This window comes from Thermomonas sp. (genome assembly GCF_046293095.1).
Lineage (GTDB): Bacteria > Pseudomonadota > Gammaproteobacteria > Xanthomonadales > Xanthomonadaceae > Thermomonas.
Window position 1 is genome coordinate 496,757 of record NZ_JBKBPN010000003.1, and the last position, 14,846, is coordinate 511,602.

Consider the following 14,846-nt stretch of genomic DNA (forward strand, 5'->3'; position numbering starts at 1 on the left):
ACGGGATTGCCATCATGCCCCAGCCCACGGCGCCTGCGTAGAATGCGGCGATGGCTTCCACTCCCTCCCGCGATGGCATCGCCCTGGTCGGCTTCGATGCGGATGACACCCTGTGGCGCAGCCAGGATTATTTCGACGCGGCGCAAGCGCAGTTCGAGCAGATCCTGTCGGCCTACGTGGATCTGGATGACGTGCTGCAGCGGCTGTACGACTACGAGGCGCGCAACATCGCCATCTTCGGCTACGGCGTGAAGGGCATGGCGCTGTCGATGGTGGAGGCGGCGGTGGAGATCACCGAGGCCCGCATCAGCGCGCAGGACCTGCACCGCATCGTCGGCCTGGCGAAGGAACTGCTGCGGCATCCGGTGGAGGTGCTCGACGGCGTGCGCGATGCGGTGGAAGCGGTGGCCGCGGAATATCCGGTGGTGCTGATCACCAAGGGCGACCTGTTCCATCAGGAAGCCAAAGTGCGCGACAGCGGCCTGGCCGACCTGTTCCGCCGCATCGAGGTGGTCAGCGAGAAAGACCCGCCCACCTATGCGCGGCTGCTGGAGGAGTTCCAGGTGCCCGCTGGCCGCTTCCTGATGGTGGGTAATTCGCTACGCTCTGACATCGCGCCGGTGCTGGCGCTGGGCGGCTGGGGCGTGCACGTGCCGTACCACACCACCTGGGCCCACGAGGCCGGCGCGCAGGTGGAGGCGGGACAGGCGCGGATGCGCACGATCGAGGCCATCGGCGCGCTGCCACAGGTGGTGCGGGAACTGGACGCGCTGGCAGCAGCGTGATGAGCAACGACATCGGAGGCAATGCGTGATCGATCTGACCGGAAGGACCGCCATCATCACCGGCGCAGGCGGCGGGCTGGGGCGTGCGCATGCGCTGCTGCTGGCCCGGCGTGGCGCGAAGGTGGTGGTGAACGACCTCGGCGACGGGGCCGACGCGGTGGTGGAGGAGATCCGTGCCGCCGGCGGGCAGGCCCGCGCCGCCAAGTGTTCGGTGGTGGATGCCGAAGCGGTGCAGGCGATGGTCGATGCCACATTGGCCGACTGGGGCCAGATCGACATCCTGGTCAACAATGCCGGCATCCTGCGCGACAAGAGCTTCGCCAAGATGCCGCTGGCGGACTTCCGGCTGGTGCTGGAGGTGCACGTGATGGGCGCCGTCCACTGCACGCAGGCGGTCTGGAACCCCATGCGCGAGCGCAATTACGGCCGCATCGTGATGACCACCTCCTGCAGCGGCCTTTACGGCAACTTCGGCCAGGCCAACTACGCGGCCGCCAAGATGGCGCTGGTGGGGCTGATGCAGACGCTGGGCATCGAAGGCGCCAAGCACGACATCCGCGTCAACTGTCTGGCCCCGACCGGTGCGACGCGGATGATGGAGGGCATCCTGCCGGCGGACCAGCTGGCCCAGTTCAAACCCGAGCTGGTCAGCCCGGCCGTGCTGGCACTGGTGGCCGACAACGCACCCAACCGCGCCATCCTCAGCGCCGGTGCCGGCAGCTTCGAACTGGCCTACATCGCGCTGACCCGGGGCATCCACCTCGGGGACGCCGCCACCGCGGAAGCCATCCTCGAGCGCTGGGTGGAGCTGAGCAGCCGCGAGGACGACTTCGTGCCGTCGCAGGGGTTCGACCAGGCCCGCCACGAGCTGTCCAAAGCCAGCGCGGCGGCGTCCGCGTAACGGCCCTGCCCGATCGGGCCCATCAGAAGGCGTACTTCAGCCTCAGGGTGGCGTCGGTCTGGTTGCGGCCGGCGATGTCACGGTCCCGCCGCGTTTCCACGCCCGAGCTCAGCGTCAGCGCTGGCTTGAGTTGCAGGTTCAGCAGCAGGCTGTTGCGCAGGTAGGCACCGCGCTGGCCGGTTTCCACCCGAGTGACCTGCGACAGCCGCGCCCGCTTGCCAAGCGCCTGGCTCCATTCCACCTGCCCGCGCAGGATCGGCCCGGTGCTGGCGATGCCATCGTCGGCGTAGGCCTGCATCCGGTAGCCGGTGTCCACCGACACCCGCACGCTGGTGCCCGGGGTCTTCACCGCCTGCAGGCCGTATTGCATCGCCACGCGGGCATTGCTGCCCAGCGGTTTGACCCAGTCGCGGCGCTCGTTGGGCAACCGCAGGCGCCCGCCGCTGCCCGGCAGATCGTCCGCCCCTACCCGGCGCTGGCCAGCGGGAATCGCGGCCATCGCGTCCACCACCCATTCCCCGTTCGCGCACTGCGCGGCCAGGCAGCGCGGCGGCGCCACCAGACGCTGCGCCACCTCCGGCGGCAACACCGGCAGCGGCAATGGGGCCAGGACGGACGGCGGCGCGGTGAACGCCAGCCACAGCAGGGGCAGCATGGTCGTCGGCATCGGGGGTCCGCCTGCATTCTAACCACGCCCGTGGCCCGCGAACCGTGAACGGCTGCCGCATAATCGCCGCATGGACCGCTACGAACGCATCATCGCCCTGCACCGCACCCTGCAGGCCGCACGCCGCCCGGTCACGGTGAGCCATCTCCAGGACGCGCTGGGCTGCTCGCGCGCCACCGTCTACCGCGACATCGCCTTCCTGCGCGATGCGTTGATGGCCCCTGTCGTGGGCGACGGCGAGGCAGGCTTCCACTACGACAAAGCCGAAGCCGAGCGCTTCGAACTGCCGGGCCTGTGGCTGAATTCCGAGGAACTGCACGCCCTGCTGGCGGCCCAGCAGCTGCTGGCGCGCAGCAGCGGCGGCATGCTGTCCTCCGCGCTGGCGCCGCTGCAGCAGCGGGTGGAAAAGTTGCTGGACGCGCACTCGGGCGGCAAGCGCTGGCCGGTGGAGCGGGTGCGGGTGATCCCGCATCGCATCCGCCGGATGGACGAGCACGCCTTCCGCATCGTCGCCTCCGCCGTGCTGGAGCGGCGCCGGCTGACGTTCGACTACCGCGCGCGCTCCACCGACGAGAAGACCCGGCGCACGGTCAGTCCGCAGCGGCTGACCCACTACCGCGACAACTGGTATCTGGACGCGTGGGACGAGGACCGCGAAGGCCTGCGCAGCTTCTCCATCGACCGCATCGCCGGCGCGCGCATGCTGGACGGGCGGGCGCAGGACGTGGACGAAGAGGCGCTGAACGCGCACCTGGCCGGCAGCTACGGCATTTTCTCCGGCGCCCCCAAGGGCTGGGCCACGATCCGCTTTTCCGCCAAGGCGGCGCGCTGGGTGGCCGACGAGCACTGGCACTCGCAGCAGCAGGGCCGCTTCCTGCCGGACGGCCGTTACGAACTGAAGCTGCCATACTCGGTGCCGCGCGAGCTGCTGATGGACGTGCTGCACTACGGCGCCGACGCCGAGATCATCGAGCCGAAGGCGCTGCGCGAACAGCTGCGCGCACACCTGCAACTGGCGCTGTCCAACTACGGGGCCGACTGATGGCTCCGGTCGGAAAACAACCTCCGATCGTGCTGGCCCTCAGCGGCGGCGGCGCGCGCGGGCTGACCCAGATTGGCGTGATCGAGGTGTTGCAGGCACGCGGGCTGTACATCGATGCCGTGGCCGGCACCTCGTGCGGGGCGCTGGTCGGCGGCACGTTTGCCGCCGGCAAGCTGGACGTGCTGCGCGACTGGATGTGCCGGACGTCGCGCAACGACATGCTGCGCCTGCTCGACCCCGGCCTGGGCCGGCCGGCCATGTTCACCGGCGAACGCCTGGTGCGCACCCTGCGCGAATTGATCGGTGAACCCCGCATCGAAGACCTGCCGATCGACTTCACCGCCGTGGCAGTGGACCTGCGCAGGCAGCGCGAAGTCTGGCTGCGCAGCGGCGACCTCTGGGATGCGCTGCGCGCATCCTTTGCCATTCCCGGGATTTTCACCCCACTGATGGTGGGCGAAATGGAACTGGTGGATGGCGGCCTGCTTTCACCGTTGCCGATTACCGCCACCCGGCTGGCCGTCCCGCACCGGGTCATTGCAGTCGATCTCAATGGCAGCCGGACTCCTGTCCGGGCAGGCGTCGTTGCCAGCACGCCGAAACGCTCGCCAGCCGCGGACACTCCGCTCAACCGCTGGCTGGAAAACGCGTTCCACCTCGCCGGAAATGGTCCCGTCACCCAGCGCTCCGGCATCATGGACATGATCGCCCGCACCCTGGAAACCATGCAGGAACGGATCAGCCGCGTGCAGCTGGCACTCGACCCGCCGGATCTGCTGATCGAGATTCCGCGCGATATCTGCCTGTTCTACGAGTTCTGGCGCGCCTCCGAGCTGATCGACATCGGCCGCCGCGAGGCGGAGAAGGCGCTGGACGCGGCAGGGTACTGAATTCAGACCGGAAACTTGCCTTCGAATAATCCACAAACGCGCATCATGCGTGAATATGGAATTATTCCATATTATCTGCCAGATAAATCCGTGCATGCGACTCGACGGTTTGGATGATCCGCCCCTGCTGGCGCCTCGGCACCGCACGAAGGGCATGCAGCAGCCGCAGCTCCAGATGGTCGCTGACAAGCTCCGCGCCGATCACACCGGGAATGTCCTCCGGCAGCGGCTCGTATTTGCAGGCGCCGCGCCCCGTGGCCAGCCATTCAAATGACGCCCCGGTTTCCTGCGCGATGCGCTGGAGCCGCTCGGTTGCAGGAGCCACCCCGTTGGCGCCTTCCCAGTTGGCCACCGCGCCGCGGGTGACCTTCAACCGTTCTGCCAATTGCTGTTGCGACATGCCCACGCGCAGGCGCGCCTTGCGGATTCGTCCGGCCAATGTCGTCATTGCATAAACCCCCCGGCGATGCGGCCGGCGTGAAACAAGAGCGCTGCACCAAGGCCGCGTAGCATAGCGCAATCCTTATCGAAGCTGCGCCCCATTCACCGCCAGCTGTCGGGAATGCGGACGCAAGCAATAATGAAAAAAAAATGTACAGTATTGCTTGCATGGTTCGCTCAAATCATTGATAAAAATGATTGCTGCGACGCAGCAGAATGGTAAATCAAGACGGATTTCCCCTTCCCGAGGGTTGTGCGGACACCCCCGAATCAGTCCAAATAAGTTCCCGGGGATGTCATGCAAATTTGGAATGTCGGAATCACTTTTTCGCAGGGAAGCGCTGGAAGCCAAGCGTGGGAGCTGGCTGGGGAGCATTTCCCTGGCTCAGCCCCTGCCGCTGTGGGCCATGACCGCCTTCGCAACTGGTGCGGCGTTGGCAATCGGGCTGTTCATGACGCTGGGCAGCTACACGCGCCGCTCCACCGTGGTCGGGCAACTGGTGCCCACCCGAGGCTTGGCCACCGTCCTGGCACCCGCCACCGGCGTGGTAACGGAGCTGGACAGCGCGGAAGGCGGGCGAGTCCGTGCCGGGCAAACCCTGGCGGTGGTCAGCCTGCCACGCGCCACCGTGAACGAGGGCGACACTGCCGCCGCCATGGCCATGCGGCTGGCGCGGCGCCAACAAGGCTTGCAGGACGCGCACCGCGCGCAGAGCCAGCTGCTGGATGCAAAGGCCGGCGGCTTGCTGGCGCAGCTGGACGCCGCCCGACGCGAACTGGCGCAGCTGGAACAGGAAATCGCCACCCGGCAGGGGCAGGTACGGATTGCCGACGAAACCCTGCAACGCCTGCGCCAACTGCAAGCGGACAAATACGTCAGCGCCCTGCAGGTGAAGCAACAGGAGGCCGCATGGCTGCAGGCCGTGAGCGACGTGCAAGCCATGCAGCGCCAAGCCATTACCGCACGCCGCAGTCTCGTCCAGCTCCAGCAGGCCCGGCAGGAGCTGCCCGGGCAACGCCTCGCCAGTGATGCCGACTTCCAGCGCGATCTGGCAGCACTGGAACAGGAGCAAGTGGAAACCGAAGCACGCGGTGCCTTGGCAATCAGCGCGCCGGTGACCGGCGTCATCGCCACGCAGTTGGTCAAGCCCGGACAGGCAGTGCAGGCAGGCCAGCCCTTGCTCAGCCTGCTTCCGGGCAACGGCACGCTGGAAGCAGAACTGCTGGTGCCCAGCCGCGCGATCGGTTTCATCGAGCCGGGCGACAAAGTGCTGCTGCGTTACCAGGCGTATCCGTACCAGAAATTTGGTCATCAGCAAGGCCGGATCGTGCGGATCAGCCGCAGTGCGCTCAGCCCAGGCGAGCTTGGCGTGCTGGTCGGCAACGCGCAGAGCGGTGAACCGTTCTACCGCGTGACGGTGGCGCTGGCGCGCCAGACGATCACCGCCTACGGCAAGCCCGAGGCGCTCAAACCGGGGATGCTGCTGGAAGCCGATGTGCTGGGGGAAAAGCGTCGGCTGATCGAGTGGGTGTTCGAGCCGCTGTATTCGCTCAGGGGGAAGGTTGGCAGTGGCTGACCTTCACCGGGGCAACGAGATACCGGGTGTTGTCTCGGTCCCTGCGCTGGGGTGCAGCGCTGCAACAAAGAGGAAGCAACAATGCGGCAATTGGAAGTAACTGAAATTGATAGCGTAAGTGGCGGAACTGATGCAATGTCCTACGCAATCGGTGCCATTTCCGGCGGCACCGCGGGCGGCGCAACAGGTGCTGCTGTAGGCGCGGCGGCTGGTTCGCTCGTGCCTGTAGTGGGTACAGCAGTTGGCGGTGCCATTGGCGCGCTAGCTGGGTTCGGCATCGGGGCAGTTATCGGTATGATTAGTGCTCACTATTCGGAGGAGGCATAAGAAATGCGTGAACTGAATCTAGTCGATATTAATAATATCAGCGGTGGCGAAGGCTCTACGACCGGCTTGGCGTGGAATCTGGTTACGGTGGCTGGTTCAGCGGGTTTGGCAGCTGGCGAAATAGGAGCCGCGATTGGTACAGCACTTTTCCCGGGGCCAGGTACCGCGGTGGGTGCGGCCGTCGGCGGTGCAGCCGGCGCGCTGGTTGCGGGCACTATGGTAATTGCGAGCTATTTCAAATGACATATTGTCCCGCGCCAGAATGTGGCGCGGGATTTTTGGGGTGGCATATGAAGAAGTTTTTATCAACTGCGTTGATAACGGCATTGCCAATTGCGGGATTTTTGCAGTTCAATGGAGCCTTATCGCTGGGGAATTTCCTGAGGTGGTGGCTAATCTTTGCGCTTCCACTGTTGGTCGGATTGCTTTTGGTGCATTTTTTGAAGCGTAAGGCGGGTTGAGACTCGCTCTGCGAAAAATAATGAAATTTATTCTCCAGTCTGAGGCCACCGAGTGTGGTCTCGCCTCGATGGCGATGGCGGCAGGTGCGCATGGCCTGCAGCTGTCGCTGGCCGAACTACGCCAGCGTTTCCCGCTCTCCCTCAAGGGGGCCAAGCTCAGTCAGCTGATCCATGTCGCCCAACAGTTGGGTTTCCAGACCCGCCCGCTACGGCTGGACATGGACGACCTGGGCAAGCTCAAACTGCCCTGTATCCTCCATTGGGATTTCAACCACTTCGTGGTGCTGGCCAAGGTCGGGCGGTCGAAGGTGACGATCCTCGATCCGGCCATCGGCGAGAAGACGCTCGCCTTTTCGGAGGTCTCCGATCACTTCACCGGTGTGGCGCTGGAGCTGACGCCCGGTCACGAGTTCAAGCCGCGCAAGGCCTTGCCATCGGTGTCGGTGCGTCAGCTGACTGGGCGCGTGGCCGGCCTGCGGCGGGCGCTGGGGCAGATCCTGCTGCTGTCGGTGGCCCTGCAGGTGTTCGTGGTGCTGGCCCCGTTCTTCATGCAATGGGTGGTGGACCAGGTCTTGGTTTCCGCCGACAAGGACTTGCTGGCGGTGCTGGGGTTGGGCTTCGGGCTGGCATTGCTGCTGCAGATCGGCATCGGCCTGCTGCGCGGCTGGTCGGTGGTGTATCTGTCGTCCCGATTGGGGCTGCAATGGATGGGCAATGTGTTCGCGCACGCGCTGCGGTTGCCTTTGGACTTCTTCGAGAAGCGTCATCTGGGCGACATCACCTCGCGCATGGCGTCGGTGCAGGCGATCCAGCGCACCCTGACCACCAGCTTCGTCGAGGCGCTGATCGACGGCCTGATGGCGGTGGTGACGTTCGGCCTGATGCTGGTCTACAGCTGGAAGCTGGCGCTGGTCACCCTGCTGGCGGTGGTGCTGTATGCCGGCATCCGTCTGGTGGCCTACCGCCCGCTGCGCGACGGCACTGAGCGGCAGCTGGTGGCGGGGGCGAAGCAGCAGACCCATCTGCTGGAATCGCTGCGCGGCATGCAAAGCGTCAAGGTGGCCGGGGCGGAGGGACTGCGCCGCTCCACTTACGACAATCTGATGGTGGACACCGTCAACCAGGACGTGCGCATCGCGAAGTTGGGGCTGGGCTTCAACAGCGCCAGTCAGTTGGTGTTCGGGATCGAGCGCATAGCGGTGATTTGGATCGGTGCGCTGCTGGCGCTGTCCAACGTGTTCTCGGTGGGCATGCTGATTGCGTTCCTGGCCTACAAGGATCAGTTCGCGCAGCGCATGTCGGCGCTGATCGACAAGGGCATCGAGTTACGCATGCTGCGCCTGCACGGCGAACGGCTGGCCGATATCGTGCTGACGCCGCCGGAGGATGCGGAGCTGCGGCCGGAACTACCCGCGCCCGAAGTCGCCTCCATCGAGGTCGAGAACCTGGGCTTCCGCTACGCCGACGGCGAGCCGTGGGTATTGAAAGGCTGCAGCCTGCGCATCGAACCGGGCGAAGCGGTCGCCATCGTCGGTGCGTCCGGCTGCGGCAAGACCACGCTGGTCAAGCTGCTGCTGGGCCTGCTCAAGCCGACCGAAGGCACGATCCGCATCGGCGGGCAGGACCTGCACAAGGCGGGGCCGGCGAACATCCGCAAGATCGTGGGCGCGGTGATGCAGGACGACCAGCTGTTCGGCGGCAGCATCGCCGACAACATCTGCTTTTTCGATCCGCACATGGATCAGGCGCGGGTGGAGCAGGCAGCGCGCATGGCGGCAGTGCACGACGAGATCATGGCGATGCCGATGGGGTACCACAGCCTGATCGGCGACATGGGCAGCAGCCTGTCCGGCGGGCAGAAGCAACGGTTGATCCTGGCGCGGGCGCTGTACCGGCAGCCCAAGCTGCTGTTCCTGGACGAGGCGACCAGCCATCTGGACGTGGGCAACGAGCAGCTGGTCAACGCCGCAGTGAAGCAACTCCATGTCACCAAGGTGATCGTGGCGCATCGGCCGGAAACCATCGCCAGCGCCGACCGCGTGCTGGTGATGTACGGGGGTAAGATCGTGCAGGAGGTTCGGCCGGAGCCGGTGCAGGTTGCGGCCTAGGTGCCGGTCGCAGTCCGTGAGATAGCCCGCCCGCAGGCTGTGGCCATCCCGAACGGAGCGCCGCCATGACCTACCGTGATCTCGATGCCTGCCTGCGCCAACTGGTGATCCTCGGCGCCCTGGCTGTCCTGCTGATCCCCGCCGCGCGCGGCCACAGCGCCCTGCTGGGCTGGCTGCCGCTGTGGCTGCTGGGGATGCCGCTGGCCGCGTGGTGGGGTCTGCGCCGCTTCCCCTTGCCCACCGTTTCGCTGCGCCTGCCGCGCCGCCGGCGACGCGTGCAGGCGCGCCGGCGGGCACATCAGGCCGGGTCCGCCTCGCGCCTCGCCCGCCGTGCCTGAAACCGGAAGTGAACCGGGCCTGCGTGGTTAAAACACCGTTCAGCGCTTGATGCACACGGTATTGGCGCGTCTTCAAGTCAGCGAGGTCGTGACCATGAAAAAGGCAGCATTCTTCGATGGCGCGCTGCGTGCGTCCTGCGTGATGGCCCTGCTCTTCGGCATCCTGGCCGCACCGGCTTTCGCGAAGGATCAGAAAAGCACGCGTGGTTATGTGGTGGGAGATGGTGGAGTCGCGCGCGAGGCCCAATCGGACAACCGCGGCGACGGCGTTGAAAAAGCCGAAGCGAACAACCGCGGCTACGTCGTCGGCAAAGGTGGAGTCGCGCGGATGGCCGAAGCGCCGCAATCGGGCACTGACACCGGCCAGACCAGCCCGACCAACGGCGCGGGGGCACGCCTGACCATCAAGACCAAAAGCTCACCGCCGGTGCACGGTGGCGCGCCGATTGGCGTCAACGAACCGGGCGTGAATCTGCGCGGCATTGAAAAGAAGGACATCCGCCGCGGCATGGTCATCGTCAAGCCCGGCTCGGTTCCCCCGCACACCCGGCAGGCAGGACAAGCCACCCCGACCGCCGACGGCAAGGCAGCGCCAGCGGCCGCGCCTGCAGATGCCCACCCCGATACCCCTGCCCCAGCAGCGCAGACGCCAGAGCCGGTTCACTGACGCACGCAACCTGTCCGGCTGCGCCCGACAGTAGGCGTCGACAGGGCTTGACGCACGTCGCCTTGGGTTCTGCTATGCGCGCAGGCGCGCTTTCCGGCTTCCCGGGTTTCCGGTATCCCGCATCCGGGGGTCACCGGCTGTCGGCACGGCATGCCTGTTCGCCCGCGCCGCGGCCGACTGCCGCAGGCAGCCGGCCATGCTAGCGTGGTGTTCCCATGATCCACCGCCCCACGGAGCACCCATGTCCCAGCTGCCCCACGCCGCCCTGGTCGCCGGCCTTGCGCTTGCCGGCGCCGCCTCCGCGCAGACCCCGCCCAACGACGATCCTTACGCCTGGCTGGAAGACGTGCAGGGCGAGAAGGCGCTGGACTGGGTAAAGGCGCGCAACGCGAAGACCGAGGCGGAGGTTGCCAACAGCCCGGCGTTCAAGCAGCTGGAAGCCGACATCCGCGCCATCCTGGATTCCGACGCCAAGATCCCCGGCGTGGAGAAGATCGGCGACTACTACTACAACTTCTGGAAGGACAAGCAGCACGAGCGCGGCGTCTGGCGCCGCACCACGCTGGCCGAATACCGCAAGCCGGAGCCAGAGTGGGAAACCGTGCTGGACCTGGACGCGCTGAACAAGGCGGAGAACGCCAAGTGGGTGTGGCACGGCGCCGACTGCCTGCGGCCGAAGTACCAGCGCTGCCTGATCGCCCTCTCACCCGGCGGCTCCGACGCCGACGTGACCCGGGAATTCGACCTCACCACCAAGCAGTTCGTGCAGGACGGCTTCTTCCGGCCGGAAGCCAAGGGCGGGCTGGCGTGGATCGACGAGAACACGGTCTATGTGTTCACCGATTTCGGCCCGGGCACGCTGACCAGCTCGGGTTATCCCAATATCGTCAAGGAGTGGAAGCGCGGCACGCCGTTGTCGGCGGCCAAGACCGTGTACGAGGGCAAGCCGGGCGACATGTACATCGCCGCCATGCGCGACCACACGCCGGGTTATCAGCGCGATTTCGTCAGCCGCACGCTCGCCTTCTACAACGACGAGCTGTACCTGCGGAACGCCGACGGCAGCCTCGCCAAGATCGACGCGCCCAACAGCGCGCAGAAGAGCGTGCACAAGGACTGGCTGCTGCTGGAGCTGCGCGAGCCCTATGACGCGGGCGGCAAGACCTGGAAGCCCGGCTCGCTGATCGTCACCAACTTCAACGACTTCATGGCCGGCAAGCGCGACTTCACCGCGCTGTTCGAGCCGACCGACAACGCCGCGCTGGCCGGCACCACGTGGACGAAGGACCACCTTGTCCTCAACGTGATGGAAGACGTCAAGAACCGCCTGTCCGTGCTGACCCCGGGCAAGACCGGCTGGAGGAAGGCGGATTTCGTCGGCGCGCCGACCATCGGCACGATCAGCGTCAGCGCGGTGGATGCGGATGACAGCAATGCGGTGTGGCTGACCGCCACCGATTTCCTGACCCCCACCACGCTGTCCATCGCCGAAGTGGGGAGCAAGCCCGAGGTGCTGAAGTCCAACCCGGTGTTCTTCGACGGGTCGAAGGATGTGATCGAGCAGCACTTCGCCACCAGCAAGGACGGCACCAAGGTCCCGTACTTTTTGGTGCGTCCGAAGGACCTGAAGTTCGACGGCAAAGCGCCGACCCTGCTGTACGGCTACGGCGGCTTCGAAGTGTCGATGACGCCGTCGTATTCCGGCGCCGTCGGCAAGGGCTGGCTGGAGAAGGGCGGCGTGTACGCGCTGGCCAACATCCGCGGCGGCGGCGAATACGGCCCGCGCTGGCACCAGGCCGCGCTGAAAGCCAACCGTCACAAGGCCTACGAGGACTTCGCGGCGATCGCCGACGACCTGGTGGCGCGCAGGATCACCTCGCCGGCGCACCTTGGCACCATGGGCGGCAGCAACGGTGGCCTGCTGATGGGCAACATGCTCACCCAGTATCCGGACAAGTTCGGTGCCATCGTGGTGCAGGTGCCATTGCTGGACATGAAACGCTACAGCCACCTGCTGGCCGGTGCCTCGTGGATGGCCGAATACGGCGACCCGGACACCGCGGACTGGTCGTTCATCCAGACCTTCTCGCCGTACCACCTGTTCGACCCCGCGCGGCAGTACCCACCCACCCTGTTCCTGACCTCGACTAAGGACGACCGCGTGCACCCCGCGCACGCCCGCAAGATGATGGCGAAGATGGAAGCGGCCGGAAAGGACGTGCGCTACTACGAGAACATCGAAGGCGGCCATGGCGGCGCGGCCAACAACGCGCAGGCCGCGCACATGAGCGCGCTGGCCTACACCTTCCTGTGGAACCAGCTGACGAAGTGATCGCCAGGCCGTCATTCCCGCGCCGACGGCAGCCCCGGGCGGTCTGGCCCGGTTGCAACGTGCAGCCCCACGGCTCCCCGCTTGCGCGGGGATGACCAGCAAAGCGTTGCAAACCGTCCCGTGGAGCCCCATTCCGTGAAACCCCATGCCTTCCTTGCCGGTCTTGTCCTCATGAGCAGCCTCGCCTCCGCCCAGACCCCGCCCCCCCCGCCCGATGCGGACAAGAAGCCGCATGTGGTGAAGGCGCCGTTCGGCGCGCAGCGACAGGACGAGTACTACTGGCTGCGCGACGACAGCCGCAAGGACCCGGCGATACTGGGCTACCTGCAGGCCGAAAACGCCTACGCCGACGCGGTGCTGGCGCCGACGAAGGCGGTGCAGGACAGGCTGTATGAGGAAATCGTCGCCCGCATCAAGCAGGACGACGCCAGCGTGCCCTACCGCGAGCGCGGCTACTGGTACTACACACGCTTCGAGACCGGCAAGGACTACCCGGTGCACGCACGCCGCAAGGATGCGCCGGGCATTGACGCCCTGTCGATCCAGCAGGCCAATGCCGCCGGCGACTTCGCTGGCGAAGAGGTGCTGCTGGACGTCAACCAGCTTGCCGCCGGCAAGGACTACTACAGCGTCGGCGACTTCGAAGTCACACCGGACAACACGATCCTGGCCTACGCCGAGGACACCAACGGCCGCCGCCAGTACACCCTCCGCTTCCGCAACCTGGCAACCGGCCAGGTCTACCCCGAGACGATCGCCGGGGTTTCGCCCAACCTGGTCTGGGCCGACGACAACAAGACCCTGTTCTATGTCGAGAACGACCCGGAAACGCTGCTCACCGTGCGGGTGAAGAAGCATGTGCTGGGCACTGATCCGAAGGACGACCCGGTGGTCTACGAGGAGCACGATGACAGCTTCTACATGGGCATCGACCGTACCCGCGATGACAAGTACATCGTCATCGGTGTCAGCAGCACGGTGTCCGACGAGCTGCGCTATGCGCCCGCCAGCGACCCACGCGAGTTCACCGTGCTGGCGCCACGCGCGCGTGACGTGGAGTACGACGCCGACCACTTCGGCGGGCGCTGGGTGATCCGCACCAACGACCGGAACCAAGACGGCACGCCGGCGACCAACTTCAAGCTGGTCACCGCCGCCGACGGTGCGACCGAACGCAAGGACTGGCAGGACTGGATCGCACACCGCGACGACGTGCTTATCGAAGGCTTCGCGCTGTTCGACGGCTTCACCGCCATCGCCGAGCGCAGCGGCGGCCTGGAGCGCGTGCGCCTGCTCAAGCCGGACGGCGAGGACTACATCCAGGCCGACGAGCCCGCCTATTCGATGGGCCTGGACGTCAACAGCGAGCCGGACACCCCCTGGGTGCGCTACAGCTATACCTCGATGACCACCCCGGCCACCGTGTACGAGTGGAACGTGGCCACCGGCGAGCGCCGCCTGCTGAAGCGCCAGCCGGTGCTGGGCGGCTTTGATCCCGCGAACTACGTCACCGAACGCCTGTGGGCCCCTGCCCGCGACGGCACAAAGGTTCCGGTGTCCATCGTCTACCGCAAGGGCTTCGAGAAGAACGGCAAGGCCGCACTGCTGCAGTACGCCTATGGCAGCTACGGCATGTCGATGGATCCGGGTTTTTCGGTCACCACCGTCAGCCTGCTGGACCGCGGCATGGCCTATGCCATCGCCCACGTCCGCGGCGGCCAGGAGATGGGCCGTGCGTGGTACGAGGACGGCAAGCTGCTGAAGAAGCAAAACACCTTCACCGACTTCATCGACGTCACCGATTTCCTGGTCAAGGAAGGCTATGCCGCGCCTGATCGCGTGGCCGCGCACGGCGGCAGCGCCGGCGGCCTGCTGATGGGCGCGATTGCCAACATGGCGCCAAGCAAATACCGGGTGATCCTGTCGCAGGTGCCGTTCGTGGACGTGGTGACGACGATGCTTGACCCGTCGATTCCGCTGACCACCAACGAATACGACGAATGGGGCAACCCGGAGCAGAAGCCGTTCTACGACTACATGCTCGGCTACTCGCCCTACGACAACCTGGCGGCCAAGGCCTATCCGGCGATGTTCATCGGCACCGGACTATGGGATTCGCAGGTGCAGTACTGGGAGCCGGCCAAGTACGTGGCGCGGCTGCGCGACCTCAACACCTCTGACGCACCGGTCGTGTTCCGCATCAACATGGATGCCGGCCACGGCGGCAAGTCCGGGCGCTTCCGCCGCTACCGCGAGCAGGCGGAAATGTACGCGTTCATGCTGGATCAGCTGGGCGTCGACTAACCTCGA

Annotated in this window: 14 protein-coding genes; 12 read left to right on the forward strand and 2 right to left on the reverse strand. The window is 66.1% G+C overall.

Annotation, left to right across the window (positions count from 1 at the left end; translation table 11 throughout):
- The first annotated feature begins 50 nt into the window (after positions 1 to 50).
- Together ACK4SG_RS08475 and ACK4SG_RS08480 are read left to right on the forward strand one after the other, a co-directional pair.
- Complete coding sequence (locus ACK4SG_RS08475) at positions 51 to 785, forward strand: HAD family hydrolase (protein ID WP_409601284.1); 735 nt, start codon at positions 51 to 53, stop codon at positions 783 to 785.
- Positions 786 to 810: 25 nt separating this feature from the next.
- The gene (locus ACK4SG_RS08480) at positions 811 to 1,686 is read left to right on the forward strand and encodes an SDR family NAD(P)-dependent oxidoreductase (RefSeq protein WP_409601285.1); all 876 of its coding nucleotides are present in this window, start codon (positions 811 to 813) and stop codon (positions 1,684 to 1,686) included.
- Between the two features lie 22 nt (positions 1,687 to 1,708).
- On the opposite strand, the gene ACK4SG_RS08485 is transcribed toward ACK4SG_RS08480, so the two are convergent.
- Entirely contained in the window at positions 1,709 to 2,353 is a 645-nt protein-coding gene (locus ACK4SG_RS08485; RefSeq protein WP_409601286.1) for a DUF481 domain-containing protein, read from the reverse strand.
- A gap of 70 nt (positions 2,354 to 2,423) precedes the next feature.
- Between ACK4SG_RS08485 and ACK4SG_RS08490 the strand changes: the two genes are divergently transcribed.
- Both ACK4SG_RS08490 and ACK4SG_RS08495 read left to right on the forward strand, forming a co-directional pair.
- Entirely contained in the window at positions 2,424 to 3,395 is a 972-nt protein-coding gene (locus ACK4SG_RS08490) for a helix-turn-helix transcriptional regulator (RefSeq protein WP_409601287.1), read from the forward strand.
- Positions 3,396 to 3,424: 29 nt separating this feature from the next.
- Entirely contained in the window at positions 3,425 to 4,285 is an 861-nt protein-coding gene (locus ACK4SG_RS08495) for a patatin-like phospholipase family protein (protein WP_409601288.1), read from the forward strand.
- A gap of 61 nt (positions 4,286 to 4,346) precedes the next feature.
- Here the strand turns inward: ACK4SG_RS08495 and ACK4SG_RS08500 are convergent, their stop codons facing one another.
- A complete protein-coding gene (locus ACK4SG_RS08500; RefSeq protein ID WP_409601289.1) occupies positions 4,347 to 4,733 on the reverse strand; it encodes a helix-turn-helix transcriptional regulator in 387 nt (128 codons plus the stop codon).
- A gap of 304 nt (positions 4,734 to 5,037) precedes the next feature.
- Between ACK4SG_RS08500 and ACK4SG_RS08505 the strand changes: the two genes are divergently transcribed.
- The 8 genes from ACK4SG_RS08505 (at position 5,038) to ACK4SG_RS08540 (ending at position 14,840) form a co-directional block, all read left to right on the forward strand.
- Entirely contained in the window at positions 5,038 to 6,303 is a 1,266-nt protein-coding gene (locus ACK4SG_RS08505) for an HlyD family secretion protein (protein WP_409601290.1), read from the forward strand.
- A 330-nt stretch (positions 6,304 to 6,633) separates the two neighbouring features.
- Positions 6,634 to 6,873, forward strand: a complete 240-nt coding sequence (locus ACK4SG_RS08510; protein ID WP_409601291.1) for a hypothetical protein — start codon at positions 6,634 to 6,636, stop codon at positions 6,871 to 6,873.
- Between the two features lie 4 nt (positions 6,874 to 6,877).
- On the forward strand, positions 6,878 to 7,081 hold the full coding sequence (locus tag ACK4SG_RS08515) for a hypothetical protein (RefSeq protein ID WP_409601292.1): 204 nt from the start codon (positions 6,878 to 6,880) through the stop codon (positions 7,079 to 7,081).
- A gap of 30 nt (positions 7,082 to 7,111) precedes the next feature.
- On the forward strand, positions 7,112 to 9,199 hold the full coding sequence (locus ACK4SG_RS08520) for a peptidase domain-containing ABC transporter (protein ID WP_409601293.1): 2,088 nt from the start codon (positions 7,112 to 7,114) through the stop codon (positions 9,197 to 9,199).
- Positions 9,200 to 9,264: 65 nt separating this feature from the next.
- Positions 9,265 to 9,537 carry a hypothetical protein gene (locus ACK4SG_RS08525; protein ID WP_409601294.1) on the forward strand — a complete coding sequence of 91 codons (273 nt, stop codon included), beginning with the start codon at positions 9,265 to 9,267 and terminating at the stop codon, positions 9,535 to 9,537.
- 49 nt (positions 9,538 to 9,586) lie between these two features.
- A complete protein-coding gene (locus ACK4SG_RS08530) occupies positions 9,587 to 10,204 on the forward strand; it encodes a hypothetical protein (protein ID WP_409601295.1) in 618 nt (205 codons plus the stop codon).
- 241 nt (positions 10,205 to 10,445) lie between these two features.
- Positions 10,446 to 12,536, forward strand: coding sequence for a prolyl oligopeptidase family serine peptidase (locus ACK4SG_RS08535; RefSeq protein WP_409601296.1), 2,091 nt, complete (start codon positions 10,446 to 10,448; stop codon positions 12,534 to 12,536).
- A 171-nt stretch (positions 12,537 to 12,707) separates the two neighbouring features.
- Positions 12,708 to 14,840, forward strand: a complete 2,133-nt coding sequence (locus ACK4SG_RS08540; RefSeq protein ID WP_409601361.1) for a S9 family peptidase — start codon at positions 12,708 to 12,710, stop codon at positions 14,838 to 14,840.
- Positions 14,841 to 14,846: the final 6 nt, after the last annotated feature.

Coding starts and splice junctions, on each gene's coding strand:
- ACK4SG_RS08490 (WP_409601287.1), top strand. CDS start 2,424: ATGGACCGCTACGAACGCATCATCGCCCTGCACCGCACCCTGCAGGCC.
- ACK4SG_RS08535 (WP_409601296.1), top strand. CDS start 10,446: ATGTCCCAGCTGCCCCACGCCGCCCTGGTCGCCGGCCTTGCGCTTGCC.
- ACK4SG_RS08485 (WP_409601286.1), bottom strand. CDS start 2,353: ATGCCGACGACCATGCTGCCCCTGCTGTGGCTGGCGTTCACCGCGCCG.
- ACK4SG_RS08505 (WP_409601290.1), top strand. CDS start 5,038: ATGTCGGAATCACTTTTTCGCAGGGAAGCGCTGGAAGCCAAGCGTGGG.
- ACK4SG_RS08530 (WP_409601295.1), top strand. CDS start 9,587: ATGCACACGGTATTGGCGCGTCTTCAAGTCAGCGAGGTCGTGACCATG.
- ACK4SG_RS08520 (WP_409601293.1), top strand. CDS start 7,112: ATGAAATTTATTCTCCAGTCTGAGGCCACCGAGTGTGGTCTCGCCTCG.
- ACK4SG_RS08525 (WP_409601294.1), top strand. CDS start 9,265: ATGACCTACCGTGATCTCGATGCCTGCCTGCGCCAACTGGTGATCCTC.
- ACK4SG_RS08540 (WP_409601361.1), top strand. CDS start 12,708: ATGAGCAGCCTCGCCTCCGCCCAGACCCCGCCCCCCCCGCCCGATGCG.
- ACK4SG_RS08510 (WP_409601291.1), top strand. CDS start 6,634: ATGCGTGAACTGAATCTAGTCGATATTAATAATATCAGCGGTGGCGAA.
- ACK4SG_RS08475 (WP_409601284.1), top strand. CDS start 51: ATGGCTTCCACTCCCTCCCGCGATGGCATCGCCCTGGTCGGCTTCGAT.
- ACK4SG_RS08500 (WP_409601289.1), bottom strand. CDS start 4,733: ATGACGACATTGGCCGGACGAATCCGCAAGGCGCGCCTGCGCGTGGGC.